Source organism: Chloroflexus aurantiacus J-10-fl, from assembly GCF_000018865.1.
GTDB lineage: Bacteria > Chloroflexota > Chloroflexia > Chloroflexales > Chloroflexaceae > Chloroflexus > Chloroflexus aurantiacus.
The window spans coordinates 3790239-3804537 of sequence record NC_010175.1 but is presented as its reverse complement, the minus strand read 5'-3'; the positions used below and the strand labels follow the sequence as shown (position 1 = coordinate 3804537).

Here is a 14299-nt window from a genome sequence, read left to right as displayed (position 1 = left end):
ATTTGATTCCTGTTTGTGTCGGTTTTTTGTTTGCCGCGTGTGCATGTTAAGTAGATTGCTACTATCTACTTTTCTCAACCTTGACCATCACAAACCCACGAACAGGTATCGAGGGTGCTAAAACAAGTTGTTACTTGTAAAACGGAGAAGACAATGTCAGACATCACCAAAAACCTGCTCAACGTCGATCTGCGACAGGGTGTTGTTCCCATCTCAAAGGCGGCATCGTCGCTTGCTGCGCTTATCAAGCGCTCGCAGGCTACCCACCAACCGATTATCGTCACTCAGAAAGGCTATCCAGCCGGCGTTCTGCTTGATGTCGAACTCTTCACTGCGCTGCGCGAACTGGCTGAACGGTACGAGGCCGAGCGCAATGGCAAGAGTGAGAGTACGAGCGCCGAGTAACCGTTCGTCGGCATATTACCATATGCCGGCATTCCCTTCGCCAGGCGCAGTCGTTGTCTGCAAACGGCTGCGCAATTGTTTGTCTGTGTGTCTACGATGTTGCAGTTAGCTTTCAGCATCAGAATGCGCCAGAAATCACTTGTCACCCGACGTTTGTTACCACTTGCACATTTTGGCAACCTGTGCTATACTCTCAGCCGAAGTCAATCCCCAATAGCTCAACGGTAGAGCAGCTGACTGTTAATCAGCGGGTTCCTGGTTCGAATCCAGGTTGGGGAGCCAGATAAGCAGCCGCCGAACGAGGCGGCTGTTTTCGTTTCCTCGATGAGAGTAGACAGGCGAATGGACAGGTACTGTCCACAACAATGCTAGAAGTTATCTTAACCCAGGTTGCCACCTATACTGTGACAGGCTACGGAGACTGACTGCCAGGATGACCAGCATGACATTGCCCGCAACACCGTATGGCGTAATCGCACAAACAACGTGGTGAGCAGCCAGTGCCTGTGAGCGTGCGACGCTGCGTCTCACGGCAGCAACCTGGATTCTCCCCATCCTCTGTGTCTCTGTGGTGATAAAGGTAGCAACTTGGGTTATCTTGCTGTCGCTGGTGATTGCCATTCGACTCCCAATCTCTGCAACTGACAGGAAGCACCGGTATAACCCATCGGCAACATGCAGTACAATGCACATGGCCGCAGATCAGTTTCAAGGAGCATCGTATGCAGCCTGATGAGTTTCGTCGCCTCGGCTATCAGATTATCGATATGATCGCCGATTACCGTGCGACTATTGCTCAGCGCCCGGTCTGGTCACAGTTACGCCCCGGTGAGCTGCGTAGTCAGCTTCCGGCCAATCCACCTGAACATCCCGAACCGGCCACCGACATTCTGACCGATATTGAACGCCTGATTATCCCTGGCCTTTCCAACTGGCAACATCCACGGTTCTTTGGCTATTTCCCGGCCAATGCCAGTCTGGCGTCATTGCTTGGCGATATGCTCAGCGGCGGTCTCGGTCAGTTAGGACTCAACTGGCAGGCCAGCCCGCCATTGACCGAACTGGAAGAGCTGACCACCGATTGGATGCGGCAGTTGCTCGGCTTAAGCGAGACGTGGCGTGGCGTTATTCAGGACACCGCCAGCACCAGTACGCTGGTTGCACTACTCTGTGCCCGTGAGCGTGCGACCGACCACTGCCAGGTGCGCGGCGGGCTACAGGCGCTGCCGGCACCGCTGGTAGTGTATACCTCAACCCAAAGCCACAGCTCGGTCGAAAAGGCGGTGCTTCTGGCCGGTTTCGGGCGCGACAATCTTCGGCTGATTCCGGTTGACGATCAGTTTGCCATGCGCGTGGATGCCCTCGAAGCGGCCATCGCCGCCGACCGCGCCGCCGGACGGGTGCCATGTGCCGTTGTCGCCAGCATTGGCGCAACTGCGACAACCGCATGCGATCCGCTCGAACCGATTGGTGCTCTGTGTCAGCGCGAGGGTATCTGGTTGCACGTTGATGCCGCAATGGCCGGATCGGCGATGATCTTGCCCGAATGTCGGCAGCTCTGGCAGGGGATCGAACAGGCCGATAGTCTGGTACTCAATCCGCACAAATGGCTGGGGGCGGCATTCGATTGTTCGCTGTACTATGTGCGCGACCCGCAGCATCTGATCAGAGTTATGTCTACTAATCCCAGCTATCTGCAAACCAGTGCCGACGGTACGGTCACCAACTACCGTGATTGGGGGATTCCGCTCGGTCGGCGCTTCCGGGCGCTGAAACTCTACTTTCTCCTGCGCTGTGAAGGTGCCGAGGGCTTACGTGCCCGCCTGCGGCGCGATCTGGCTAACGCACGCTGGCTGGCCGCACAGGTCGATGCAACACCTCACTGGCGACGCCTGGCACCGGTGCCGCTGCAAACAGTTTGTGTCCGCCACGAACCACCCGGACTGACGGGAGAGGCGCTCGATCAGCACACGTTACGCTGGGTCGGTATGATTAACGCCAGCGGGGCAGCTTACCTCACGCCGGCAGTACTCGATGGACGCTGGATGGTGCGGGTGAGTATCGGCGCCGAGCCAACCGAACACGCCGATGTTGTGGCCTTGTGGGAGCTGATGCAAGCCATGGCCACACGTGTCGCACCGTAGCCGTTACAGTATAAGAGACGGTATGTCCAGGGGACATGTGAGGTCAGGTCAGCGACGTAGCACAGGCTGCGAGCTGTGCTACGTCTGCCTGAGAGATGATTGACCCGCAATCCAGCCTCTGCCTATCAACCACCTAACGACCAACCCGACTCCGCCAGGTATCGAGATCATATACGGCCAGGGCATTGATGAAGATTTGCACCGTCTTGTCATCGGCAGTCGTGACCGAGACAAAATAAGGGACGCCGCCGGCAACCCAGGCCATTGTGATCAGCGAAGGATCGATCACAGCTACGCCTTGCACGCCGCGTAACAGGGTCTTCTTAATCCGGTCGCTCCCTTCAATTGGCTGATTCTGCTCCCACACTGCGCGAGCCGGCGTACCACCACCAATGGTAATCGTCGCCGAGCCACCGCGCGGGCGGATTGCCACCAAAAACCCACGTTCATCGGCAAATGGTACCGGTTCGGGCAAGACATCGTAATCATCGGCAAATGTCGGCGGTAACAGGTATTGCAACGCTACAGGTGCGTCAGGTGGAGCCAGTTCTGGTTCGGGAATGAAGGAGCGACCGGCACAACCGGTTAGCACAATCAACAAGAGGAGTAGCGACAGTATTCGGCGCATAGCAATCTTCCTGATCTGGCTGACAAAAAACGTAGACTGTGGCAGGTTGGCTGCCACAGTCTATGATAGTGCACTCCGGCACAAAAAACCGCTTTATTCAGGGTAAAAATACGCAATTCTAACGTAACGTCTCTTGACCAATGCCCGGCGTGGATTACAGATGGATCGGCGCACCGTGCACCAGCGCATGGGCAGCCTCACCAATCGCCTCGTACAGCGTCGGGTGAGCATGGATCGTCTGCATCATGCTCTCACCGGTTGCTTCGTGGCTGAGGGCAATGCCACCTTCGGCGATCATTTCGGTGACCCGCGGGCCGATCATATGCACACCCAAAATCTCATCGTACTGGGCATCGGCAACCAGCTTGATGAAACCAAACCGGGTCTGACCGAGCACCCGCGCTTTGCCGTTGGCCGAGAAGGGGAACTTGCCCACCTTCACCTGGTAACCACGCTCGCGTGCCTTTGCCTCGGTCAAACCAACACTGGCAATTTCAGGGTTGCAGTAGGTACAGGCAGCAATCTTCCCGTAGTCAATCGGCGTCACGTGATGACCGGCGATATGTTCGGCGGCCAGAATCCCCTCGGCGCTGGCCTTGTGCGCCAGCCAGGGGGTATTGGCGGTACAATCACCGATGGCATAGACACCCTCGGCACTGGTTCGCAGGAAACCGTCGGTCTCGATGAAACCGCGATTGTTTACCTTGACACCGACCTCCTCCAGGCCGATATTCTCGGTGTTGGGAGCGATGCCAATCGAGACCAGCAACTTCTCGACGGCAATCTGCTGTGGCTTGCCAGAGCTATCAACCACGGTCACCACCACTTTCTCGCCGCCAACATCCACCCCTTCGACCTTTGCCCCGGCCAGCGTCTTGATCCCTCGGCGCTGGAACGCCTTGGTCAACTCAGCACTGACCTCTTCGTCTTCATTCGGCACAATGCGGGGTAAGGCTTCAACAATCGTCACATCACTGCCGAACGAACGGAACATCGAGGCGAATTCAACCCCGATGGCTCCGGCACCGATAGCCAGCAGACTGGACGGTACCGTTTTCAAGGTAAGCATATCGGTCGAAGAGAGCACCCGCTCGCCATCGAAGGGAATACCGGGGAAGGGACGTGGCCGACCACCGGTAGCGACAATAATATGTTTGGCCGCCAGAACCCGCTCACCACCTTCGTTTAACTGCACATGCACCTGACCGCGACCAATTAGCCGGCCCCGACCGGCCACTACCTCAATCTTATTTTTCTTCATTAAAAATGCCACGCCATCGGTGCTCTGCTTGACGACCGTATCTTTGTGCTTCATTGCCCCGGCCAGCTCAAAGGCGACGTTCTCAACGGTAATGCCGAAACGCTTCGCCTCCTTCACCTCTTCAAGCAGATCGGCGCTGTGCAAGAGTGCTTTGGTTGGGATACAGCCGATGTTCAGACACACGCCACCCAGGGCATTCACCTCAACAATCGCTGTCTTCATACCCAGTTGGGCAGCACGGATGGCAGCAACGTACCCGCCCGGCCCTGAACCAAGTACCACGAGATCGTATACTTGCTCACTCACGGAACTATCCTTTCATCTCATCTGATCACGACAACGCAACACTCAGATGCCGTTACCAAAAGATACAACAGCATTGAAATGATAGGCAATCGCGCAGGTACTCTATCACTCCCTGCGCGAGCAATCCTGCGTCTAATGTTGGGCAGCGCCCACGTGCAGATGGGCATTGTAACTCGACCGCACCAGCGGCCCGCTCTCAACGTGCGTAAAACCACGGGCCAGCGCGTAGCTGCGAAACTCAGCAAACTCGGCGGGCGTGACATAGCGATGCACCGGCCAATAGCTCGCATCGGGTGCCAGATACTGACCAATCGTCAGCACATTCACATCAACACTGCGCAGACGATCAATCACCTCGTACACCTCTTCGTTGGTCTCACCGGCACCGACCATCATGCCACTCTTGGTAACCAGCTTGGGGCGAGCAGCCCGTGCTCTGGCCAGCAATTCAATACTCTGCTCGAATTTAGCGCGTGGTCGAAACCGCCGGAACAGACGCGGTACCGTCTCGATATTGTGGTTCAGCACATCGGGTTCGGCGGCCAGCACCGTCGCCAGTGCATCCCAATTACCATCGAAATCGGGGATGAGCACTTCGACCTTGCAATCAGGCACCTTCTGGCGGATAAGCTCGATAGTACGGGCAAAAATATGCGCACCACCGTCGGGTACATCATCACGGTTGACCGACGTGAGCACGGCAAACTTGAGTTTCAGGTGAGCAACCGACTCGGCAACCCGCTCCGGCTCGTTCTCGTCAATTGGCTTTGGTTTCCCTTTACCGATAGCGCAGTAGCGACAACCACGGGTACAAATATCACCGAGCAAGAGAAAGGTGGCAGTGCGATGATTCCAGCACTCACCGATATTTGGACAGCGGGCTTCTTCGCAGACCGTATGCAGATTCTTTTCGCGCATCAAGCGCAACACATCGTGATAATTCACCCCACCCGGTGCCCGCGCTTTCAACCACTCCGGGCGGCGTGGCCGATTGACTGCACCTGATGCCGGTTGCGCGACACCTACCTCATTTAGCGGAATAAGTTCTGCCATTGGCGTTCTCGCCTTCCAGTGATCGCCGACCGGGTCGGACGATCAACGATAACGATTCGATTGGCATACGTATTGTACCGCATATTATTAGAAAGTTAGCGACCGGTCTTTTTGTGTTGTTTTTGGGCGTACATGCGTTGATCGGCTCGTTGCAGCAAATTTGTGCAATTGTCTTCATCGGCCCAGGCGAAACCGTAGCTAACTTGAAAATGGCTTATTGCTTCCAGCAATGCTGCTTGCTGCTGTCTGGTCAACAGAACAACAAACTCATCCCCACCCAGCCGAAACGCTTCAAACGCCGCCTGCCGAAGCGCGTCGGCGAAACGCTGGAGCAACTGGTCGCCGGCCAGATGACCCTGAGTATCATTTACCCTTTTCAGATTATCAAGGTCGAGAAACGCTACACCCCAATCTGCAGGCAATCCCCCTTTTAACCGTCGCTCAAGTGCACGCCGATTCCCTAAACCGGTTAACCAATCGTAACGAGCCTGACGATCAAGTTCTTCTCGATAGCCGGCAGCCTGGAGTGCAGCAAACAGATAATCACAATAGAGAGCTGCCATCCGCAACTCATCCGGATCATCAATATCAGGCAATACCAGCCGAACATAAACCGGGTACGGCGGGCCAGAAAAGCTAATCCCATACCCTCCCGGTACCCGGCCACGAACTGGAAACTTCTGCTCAATCACCGTAGAGGAGGGATCGATAACCTCAAGATGGCCGCGCTCAAATATCCAGCTCACCCAACGGCGAGCATGCTCAAGAACTTCGGCAAAGCTGAGGTTAGTGTAGCCGGTTGCTGCTTCGTGTAAGAGGAGTAAACGAACCAGCAATGACTCAGTTCGTGTTGTCATAGTGGGTCAACAGGGATTTCCAGCATATCTGTCCAATTGTTGATTAATGTAAAGACCCCCACCACGGCAACCGCTTCCTGTATCTCTACCTCACTCAACCCTACAGCCTGAAGTCCGATCAAAAGCTGCGGATGAGGTGAAACCGCCGCGGCCTGAGCGAACTGAAGGAGTGCCTGAACTCGACCCGGTAGAGTCGGTATGAGAACCCCACGACGTAACGCATCAAGAATTTCTGCTTCCAGCCCCTGCACCATGAGCGCGTGGAGATGAATTTCGGCGGCATATCGCGATCCACGCGTCTGTGAAATGATCACACCCATCATTTCTTTTACAGTACGCGGCAATACCCCTCGTAAAACCACATGGCGAAACGCCTTCCAAAGAGCGATCTGGGTATCGGTACTTTTAGCGTATGCAAAGACATTCGGCACAACCCCAAACCCAAGATCATGGATGATTTCCGACGTAACATCCTCCATATTCCATGCCTCCAGATCATTTCAAGCAAACCAACAGCATGCCGACCGGTTAATAATGAAATGTTCGTAGCGAAGTAGCCGGAGCAGCTACAGTATCACAACACGCCGCCAGAGAAAATCTTTGTATAAAAATATCGGATAACAAATGCTTATCCAACAAAATATGATCTGAACAGGGGTTTAACACCGTATCTTCAATCTAAAATGACAGGAAGAACGAACGGCAATGACAGGGGAACTCAAACATGGAGCATAGTACGCTGGTATTATACCACGTCGTATCGCATAATGGAATATGGTATCAGAAACAATGTGTTGCGTGAAAGTGATAGTGTTTTGCTCAAGTCAGATTCAACCAACGGTGCAATCTCACCATCTCGAATGCACTTCAGTGGCGCCTGCAATACAGTCGAGTTATCGAGCAAGCTGGTTTCGTTGCAGGAATTGAAAGACTGAGATAGACATGAACCGACAACTTCGCAACGTTGAATTCGGAGATTTTCAAACACCTGTTAGCCTGGCAAGAGATATTTGTGCGCTGATTGCGCGAACTGGCTTTCAGCCTGCTGCCATTCTCGAACCCACCTGTGGGACGGGGGCATTCCTTCAAGCAGCATTGGAAACATTTCCAGGTGTAACGCGCATTCTTGGGTTTGATATCAATCCACAACATATCACGCAGGCACGACACACCATCACACCCATCAACCCTCATTCACCTGCATCTGTTGAAATATGTCAGGCCGACTTCTTTCGTACCGACTGGACAAATATTGTTGCAGCACTACCAGAACCACTCCTGGTGATTGGCAACCCACCGTGGGTCACAAACACAGCACTAAGCACGCTTAGCAGTACGAATCTTCCCGTAAAGTCAAACCGCGACCATCTTCGTGGCATTGACGCGCTTACCGGAAGTAGTAACTTCGACATTTCAGAATGGATAATGAGAGAGATCATTTCCTGGTTTAGAGATAAAACCGGACTGCTGGCAATGCTCTGCAAGACAACCGTTGCCCGCAAGGTGCTCAAATACGCCTGGCACAACGGAATACACTCCGGCACAGCATCACTCTATCTTATCGACGCGCACACACATTTCGGTGCTGCGGTCGACGCCTGTTTACTACTTGTACCGATTACTCCAACCGGTACAGACAAGGTGTGTCAGGTGTTTCATTCTCTGGATGCAGTGCAACCTGCCAGCACCTTTGGATTACGAGAAGGCATACTGGTGGCTGATACTGCATTACCTCCGCATTGGCAAGAGCTGGGAGGAAATAGCCTGAAGGTCTGGCGGTCAGGAATAAAGCACGATTGCAGTAACGTCTTTGAACTGCACGTTGAAGGTGACAGGCTCGTGAACGGACTGGGAACACAGGTTGATATTGAACCTGAAGTACTTTTCCCACTCTTGAAGAGCGCTGACCTGGCAGCCCGACGCCGACCACAACGCTGGATTCTGGTTCCACAGCGAGCAGCAAATGATGATCCGAACCATCTTAAGACCCATGCGCCTAAAGCGTGGCATTACCTGACTGCTCACGCCCATCTGTTAAACAAAAGGAAGAGCCAGATATACAAAAACCGCCCACGATTTTCTATCTTTGATGTTGGATCGTATTCGTTCGCTCCATGGAAGGTTGCAATCTCAGGTCTCTACAAAAAACTCGAATTCGTACAGGTACCACCGTATGCAGATCGCCCGGTCATGCTTGATGATACCTGCTACTTCTTTTCCTGTTATTCCGCAGAAGCCTGCAACCTGCTCTACGAGCTGGTCACATCCGAACCGGCCAAAGCATTCTGGTCATCCAGGATTTTCTGGGATGCCAAGCGACCAATTACGGCACATTTGCTGAATGCACTCGATCTCAGGCGTCTTGCTCGATTGTTGGGAAAAGAAGCTGCTGTTGACCAACTGCTCGCGGAACGACAAATTGCTGAGTCTACCCAGGGCGCAAACCAGTATCTTCTGTTTCAAAACGGCTTCGCTGAAGAGGAGACGGAGGTACCCGGAAGAGAAGAACGCTGAGCAATGCTATGATCACCACAAAGACACGACGGACACAGAGAATGCTCAAAACAGTCTACTACCCTCTGTGCTCTCAGTGCCTCTCTGGTGCAACACCGCCCAAACCTTTACATCGCCAGCGCTTCAACCCGCGGTTCAAGGGCAAACACCTCGCCTATCTGTGCGATCAGGCGCTCGGCTACCTCGGCCAGCGCTGGCGCTTGCCCCAGTTCAAACGCCAGCGAGGTCACGCTGCGATCAGTGATACCACAGGGTACAATCAAATCAAACCCGCTGAGATCGGGATCGACGTTGAGCGCCAGGCCATGGGTTGTCACCCCACTCGCGCTGAGCTTCACGCCAATGGCACAAATCTTCGCCGCACCGTTGCGCACCCAGACCCCGGTCAATCCGGCAACCCGCTCACCCACCAGACCATAACCGGCTAACACGCGAATAACACTCTCTTCCAAACCGCGCACGTAGCGGCCCACATCGCTCCCATGCTGCGAGAGTTTGAAGATCGGATAGGCAACCAGTTGACCCGGCGCATGATAGGTCACCTCGCCACCCCGATCACTCTGCACCACGGCAACGCCACGCGCTGCCAGTTCGGCAGGTGACGCCAACACATGATCGGGTCGGGCTTTGTTCCCCAGGGTGATCGTCGGCGGGTGCTCCAGCAAGAGGAGCGTATCGCCAATCTGCCCACGCGACCGCTCGGCAGCCAGTTGACGCTGAATGTCCCAGGCGGCGGTATAGGCTATTTGCCCCAGATAATGAACCGTCAACGTGCGCATGGTGAGCCTCGTTCCTGCGATCCTCCGGGTGTTGCTAACGGCATCTTTTTCAGTATAACCGATCCCGTCGCCCTGCCGGGAAGATTGCCTGTGGGCACCAACTCTGAATTGTGGTAGGCTGAAAAGGGCACCGAATATAGCGAGGTGGATCGTGATGCGAGTTTTGTTGATTGTCCTGACCGGTTGTCTTCTCTTGAGTGCATGCGGTGAAACGACGGCCAGCGCTACCGTACCATCACCTACGCCGGCAGCATCCATAACGCCGACAGCGGAGCAATTGTCAAGCCTCAGCCCCCAACCTTCGCCCACCCCATCGGCAACCCCAACCCAGGCACCCACCGCTACGGCGACGCCATCAGCCACCCCAACCCAACCACCCACACCTGCGCCATCAGCAACTCCAACCCCGCCACCGGTTGGCGACCGCACCCCGGTGCGCCTGGTTATCCCAGAGATTAATCTCAACCGCGAGTTGATACCGGTCGGCCTGGACGCCCAGAACGTTCCCATCGTGCCCGATCACGATGTCGGCTGGTACATCTACAGCGCCAAACCGGGCCAGGGCGAAAATATCGTGCTGTGGGGTCATGTCTTGCGTTTTCGCAAAGCCCCCCAGATTCCTGCCCCGTTTGCCAACATTGATCGATTGCAGATCGGCAGCGAAATCCTGCTCTACAGCGCCGACGGCACCGCTTTTCGCTACGTTGTCGCCCGCAAAGAGCGGGTAACCCCCGATCAAGTGCAGTACATTCTGCCAACCGGCGACGAACGGCTCACCCTGGTCTCGTGTATTGGGGATCGGGTGATTGTTGATGGGAATGTGGAATTGACGCATCGCCTGATCACGATTGCAGTACCGGCGCCATAGCAAGGCCGTACCCACCCAACGCCAGTTGTTTGTGAGAGTGCTTATCGCGGAAGAGTCCTGCCCACCGTGGTATACTATGCAACAGACCTCGCTGAATACAATACAAGGGTAGATCACGTGGCAACGATTGGTTTATCAGCAGCACTGGAACAGTTCCATCCCAATGAACTCCTCGAACATTGTCGGTTGGCCGAACAGTACGGCTTTCGGGGTGTGATGGCTGCCGATCATTTTCAGCCATGGGTGCCGGCTCAGGGCCATAATGCGTTCGTGTATAGCTGGATGGGTGCCCTGGGAGTGGTGACGAATCATCGGTTTGGGCCGGGTGTTACCTGCCCCTCATTCCGCACCCATCCGGCGGTCATTGCCCAGGCCGCAGCAACGCTCGGTGCAATGTTCCCCGGTCGCTTTTGGCTGGGGTTGGGTAGTGGTGAATTGCTGAACGAAAATGTGGTTGGCGGGGAATGGCCGGAACCGCTCGTGCGCTTCGAGATGCTTCAGGAAGCAACCGAGATTATTCAGAAGCTGCTCAGCGGCAAAGAGACCCGTTACCGGGGTCGTTATTTTCGGATGAACAAAGTCCGGCTCTGGACGCTGCCCGAAGAACCGGTACCGATCTACATTGCCGCTACCGGCCCGCAAACACTGCGCTGGGCAGGGCGTACCTGTGACGGTCTGATCACGCCGGGGGCTGCCCCCGACAAACTGCGCCGCATCCTGGCCGATTTCGCCGCCGGTGCCCGCGAAGCCGGAAAAGACCCCGATCAGATGCCCAAGTTGTTGCAGTTGCACGTCTCGTGGGCGCCAACCGATGAAGAGGCGTTGCAGAATGCGCTTACCGAATGGCCAAACGGTGGCATGAACTTCCCCAAGCAGGACATTCGCTCACCGGAGGATTTTGCCGCGATGGCCAGGCTGGTACGACCGGAAGATTTTCGTGGTCGGGTACTGATTTCATCCGATCTCGACCAGCATCGCGCTCACCTGCAACAGTTCATCGATCTCGGCTTCGACGAGATTTATGTGCATAACGTTGGTCGCAATCAAGCGGAATGGATTAAAGCCTACGGAGAAGCGGTTTTGCCCAAATTACGCCCATGTTCAACCGTATCCTGATCGCTAATCGCGGCGAGATTGCCGTGCGTATTATCCGCGCCTGTCGCGAACTGGGCATTAGCCCGGTGGTTGTCTACTCGGCTGCCGATGCCGGTGCGCTGCACGTGCGCATGGCCGATGCTGCCGCCTTGATCGGCCCACCCCCTGCCGCACAAAGCTATTTGCGTGCCGAGGCCATCGTTGAAGCAGCGCTTCAACTGGGTGCCCAGGCCATACACCCCGGCTACGGCTTTCTCAGCGAAAGTGTCAAACTGGCCGAACAGTGTGCAGCGGCTGGGATCACGTTTATCGGCCCGCCACCATCTGCGATTGCTGCCATGGGTGGTAAAGCGGAAGCACGTGCGCTGGCGCAGGCCGCCGGTGTGCCGGTGGTGCCGGGGTATGATGGTGAAGATCAGAGTGATGAGCGCCTGCTGGCCGAGGCGCACCGTATCGGGCCACCACTGCTGATCAAGGCGAGTGCTGGTGGCGGTGGCAAGGGCATGCGTTCCGTTGGTGATCTGGCCGCAGTACCCGCCGCTATCGAAGGCGCCCGCCGTGAAGCCCGTGCCGCCTTCGGCGATGACCGGCTGATCATCGAGCGTCTCGTCCTCCGCCCCCGCCATGTTGAGATTCAGGTGCTGGCCGATCAGCACGGCAATGTCGTTCACCTCGGCGAGCGCGACTGTTCGATCCAGCGCCGCCACCAGAAGGTGGTCGAAGAGGCACCATCGCCGGCGCTGACCCCTGCTCTACGCAACGCGATGGGCCAGGCTGCGGTGGCGGTCGCACGAGCGGCAGGGTATGTCAATGCCGGTACGGTTGAATTCATTCTTACCCCTGATGGTGAATTCTACTTTCTGGAGATGAACACTCGCTTGCAGGTTGAGCATCCGGTCACTGAACTGATTTGCGGTTATGACCTGGTGCACTTGCAGATCGCGATTGCCGCCGGTCAGCCACTTCCGTTCCGACAAGAGGATGTCACGGTGCGCGGTCACGCAATTGAAGTGCGTCTCTACGCCGAAGACCCTCGCACCTATCTGCCGGCGGTTGGGAAGGTGGCGCTGTTTGTGCCGCCACAAGGGCCGGGCGTGCGCGTCGATGCCGGCCTGACCAGCGGCGATGAAGTGACCGTCCATTATGACCCGCTGTTGGCCAAGATTATTGTGGCCGGAGCTGATCGTCAGCAGGCGGTGGCCCGGCTGCGCCGGGTGCTGCGCGAGATGGTGGTGCTGGGGCCAACGACCAATTTACCGCTCTTGCAGGCGATTGCCGAGCACCCGGCATTTGCCGCCGGTGCTACTCATACCGGCTTCCTGAGTGAACACGAAGGACTGGTACCGCCACCCGCACCACCACCGTGCGAAGTGCTGGTCGCCGCCGCCGTCCTGACAGTTACCGCCGAACCACCGGCTCGCGACCCGCTGGCCAGGGTCTGGCGTCTGGGTGGCGACACCATCCCGCTCACTTTTAGCTCCCATGGCGATCACCGCCTGCGGGTAGCGCCGTCAACCAGCGGCTGGCATATCCATGGCGATGGCTGGGGTGTGCAGACAACACTGGTCTATCGTGGTGACCACGAACTGGCTCTGGACATTGATGGGCAACGCCAGCAGTTCTTCTTTGCGCAGGCCGATGACGGCTGGCTGATCGCATGGCGTGGTGAAGCGTACCATCTTACCCGCCCCGCTCCCTTGACCGCCGATAGCGTGACGCGCAGTGGTGATCAGAATGCGGCCAGCTTCACTGCGCCGATGCCCGGCACCATTGTGCGTATCCACGTTGCCGTCGGTGAGCAGGTACGCGAAGGGCAACCACTGCTGGTGTTGGAGGCGATGAAGATGGAGCACACAGTCGTCGCTCCGTATGCCGGCATTGTCCGTCGTCTACCCTACCAGGCCGGTGCCAGCGTCGCGGCTGGCGCTCACCTCGTTGACCTTGAACCAATATCGGTATCGGAATAGCTACTCTGAGAGATAACAGGCAACGTATGGCATCGCAACAGGCTACTCAACCTGCCAAACCACCGGCAACCGCTAATCAGAAACCACCGGCGAAACCAAAGCGTCGCTTTGGTTGCACACTCTGGCTCTTTGTGTTTGCAGTACTGACGTTGGGTCTCCTTGGCATCGGATTTCTCCAGCCGGTTAAGCTGGCTATAGCCCAGGAATATATCATCGGTTTCACACGCGGCGGTATTCGCGAGACGGTTGAAACGACGAGCGTCGATTCGTGTATTCGTATCGCCGGTTCCAATGAACTGGTGTCAATCCCCCGCACACGCAGGGTTACGACGTTCAACAACGGAACCGTGCTGGAGATTACGTTTAGCGATCAGCCATTACCGGCACAGTGTAATTGACATCTGCGCAACAAGCAGGCTACC

At 56.0% G+C, this 14299-nt stretch carries 13 protein-coding genes and 1 tRNA gene; 8 read left to right on the top strand and 6 right to left on the bottom strand.

All coding sequences use genetic code 11. The annotated features are described in order from the left end of the window. Positions 1 to 153: 153 nt before the first annotated feature. The 3 genes from CAUR_RS14930 to CAUR_RS14920 all read left to right on the top strand — a co-directional run bounded on the left by CAUR_RS14930 (position 154) and on the right by CAUR_RS14920 (position 2549). Positions 154 to 405 (top strand): type II toxin-antitoxin system Phd/YefM family antitoxin, encoded by a 252-nt coding sequence (locus CAUR_RS14930; protein ID WP_012258697.1) that lies wholly within the window; start codon positions 154 to 156, stop codon positions 403 to 405. A 207-nt stretch (positions 406 to 612) separates the two neighbouring features. After that, positions 613 to 687, top strand: a tRNA-Asn gene (locus CAUR_RS14925). Positions 688 to 1127: 440 nt separating this feature from the next. Next, positions 1128 to 2549, top strand: coding sequence for a pyridoxal phosphate-dependent decarboxylase family protein (locus CAUR_RS14920; RefSeq protein ID WP_012258696.1), 1422 nt, complete (start codon positions 1128 to 1130; stop codon positions 2547 to 2549). A gap of 133 nt (positions 2550 to 2682) precedes the next feature. Here CAUR_RS14920 and CAUR_RS14915 read toward each other — a convergent pair whose 3' ends face one another. The 5 genes from CAUR_RS14915 to CAUR_RS14895 form a co-directional block, all read right to left on the bottom strand. Next, a complete protein-coding gene (locus tag CAUR_RS14915; RefSeq protein WP_012258695.1) occupies positions 2683 to 3177 on the bottom strand; it encodes a lipoprotein in 495 nt (164 codons plus the stop codon). A gap of 154 nt (positions 3178 to 3331) precedes the next feature. Next, on the bottom strand, positions 3332 to 4744 hold the full coding sequence (gene lpdA, locus CAUR_RS14910) for a dihydrolipoyl dehydrogenase (protein ID WP_012258694.1): 1413 nt from the start codon (positions 4742 to 4744) through the stop codon (positions 3332 to 3334). A gap of 132 nt (positions 4745 to 4876) precedes the next feature. Beyond that, the gene (gene lipA, locus CAUR_RS14905; RefSeq protein ID WP_012258693.1) at positions 4877 to 5797 is read right to left on the bottom strand and encodes a lipoyl synthase; all 921 of its coding nucleotides are present in this window, start codon (positions 5795 to 5797) and stop codon (positions 4877 to 4879) included. A 95-nt stretch (positions 5798 to 5892) separates the two neighbouring features. Beyond that, on the bottom strand, positions 5893 to 6654 hold the full coding sequence (locus CAUR_RS14900; protein ID WP_012258692.1) for a GGDEF domain-containing protein: 762 nt from the start codon (positions 6652 to 6654) through the stop codon (positions 5893 to 5895). After that, positions 6651 to 7133: a carboxymuconolactone decarboxylase family protein gene (locus tag CAUR_RS14895; RefSeq protein WP_012258691.1), complete on the bottom strand. Its 483-nt coding sequence runs from the start codon at positions 7131 to 7133 to the stop codon at positions 6651 to 6653. The genes CAUR_RS14900 and CAUR_RS14895 overlap by 4 nt, the downstream gene beginning before the upstream one ends. 463 nt (positions 7134 to 7596) lie before the next feature. On the opposite strand from CAUR_RS14895, the gene CAUR_RS14890 reads away from it, so the two are divergent. Further along, on the top strand, positions 7597 to 9168 hold the full coding sequence (locus CAUR_RS14890; RefSeq protein ID WP_012258690.1) for a class I SAM-dependent methyltransferase: 1572 nt from the start codon (positions 7597 to 7599) through the stop codon (positions 9166 to 9168). Positions 9169 to 9275: 107 nt separating this feature from the next. Here the strand turns inward: CAUR_RS14890 and lipB are convergent, their stop codons facing one another. Further along, complete coding sequence (gene lipB, locus CAUR_RS14885; RefSeq protein ID WP_012258689.1) at positions 9276 to 9947, bottom strand: lipoyl(octanoyl) transferase LipB; 672 nt, start codon at positions 9945 to 9947, stop codon at positions 9276 to 9278. Between the two features lie 154 nt (positions 9948 to 10101). Between lipB and CAUR_RS14880 the strand changes: the two genes are divergently transcribed. From CAUR_RS14880 to CAUR_RS14865, 4 genes are all read left to right on the top strand, one after another. Then, complete coding sequence (locus CAUR_RS14880) at positions 10102 to 10815, top strand: sortase (protein WP_012258688.1); 714 nt, start codon at positions 10102 to 10104, stop codon at positions 10813 to 10815. Between the two features lie 117 nt (positions 10816 to 10932). Next, positions 10933 to 11931: a TIGR03557 family F420-dependent LLM class oxidoreductase gene (locus tag CAUR_RS14875; RefSeq protein ID WP_012258687.1), complete on the top strand. Its 999-nt coding sequence runs from the start codon at positions 10933 to 10935 to the stop codon at positions 11929 to 11931. Beyond that, positions 11913 to 13877: an acetyl/propionyl/methylcrotonyl-CoA carboxylase subunit alpha gene (locus CAUR_RS14870; RefSeq protein ID WP_012258686.1), complete on the top strand. Its 1965-nt coding sequence runs from the start codon at positions 11913 to 11915 to the stop codon at positions 13875 to 13877. The genes CAUR_RS14875 and CAUR_RS14870 overlap by 19 nt, the downstream gene beginning before the upstream one ends. Positions 13878 to 13903: 26 nt before the next feature. Continuing rightward, positions 13904 to 14275 carry a hypothetical protein gene (locus CAUR_RS14865; protein ID WP_012258685.1) on the top strand — a complete coding sequence of 124 codons (372 nt, stop codon included), beginning with the start codon at positions 13904 to 13906 and terminating at the stop codon, positions 14273 to 14275. Positions 14276 to 14299 lie beyond the last annotated feature (24 nt).

Coding starts and splice junctions, on each gene's coding strand:
- CAUR_RS14890 (WP_012258690.1), top strand. CDS start 7,597: ATGAACCGACAACTTCGCAACGTTGAATTCGGAGATTTTCAAACACCT.
- CAUR_RS14880 (WP_012258688.1), top strand. CDS start 10,102: ATGCGAGTTTTGTTGATTGTCCTGACCGGTTGTCTTCTCTTGAGTGCA.
- CAUR_RS14870 (WP_012258686.1), top strand. CDS start 11,913: ATGTTCAACCGTATCCTGATCGCTAATCGCGGCGAGATTGCCGTGCGT.
- CAUR_RS14865 (WP_012258685.1), top strand. CDS start 13,904: ATGGCATCGCAACAGGCTACTCAACCTGCCAAACCACCGGCAACCGCT.
- lipB (WP_012258689.1), bottom strand. CDS start 9,947: ATGCGCACGTTGACGGTTCATTATCTGGGGCAAATAGCCTATACCGCC.
- lipA (WP_012258693.1), bottom strand. CDS start 5,797: ATGGCAGAACTTATTCCGCTAAATGAGGTAGGTGTCGCGCAACCGGCA.
- CAUR_RS14930 (WP_012258697.1), top strand. CDS start 154: ATGTCAGACATCACCAAAAACCTGCTCAACGTCGATCTGCGACAGGGT.
- CAUR_RS14895 (WP_012258691.1), bottom strand. CDS start 7,133: ATGGAGGATGTTACGTCGGAAATCATCCATGATCTTGGGTTTGGGGTT.
- CAUR_RS14920 (WP_012258696.1), top strand. CDS start 1,128: ATGCAGCCTGATGAGTTTCGTCGCCTCGGCTATCAGATTATCGATATG.
- CAUR_RS14915 (WP_012258695.1), bottom strand. CDS start 3,177: ATGCGCCGAATACTGTCGCTACTCCTCTTGTTGATTGTGCTAACCGGT.
- CAUR_RS14900 (WP_012258692.1), bottom strand. CDS start 6,654: ATGACAACACGAACTGAGTCATTGCTGGTTCGTTTACTCCTCTTACAC.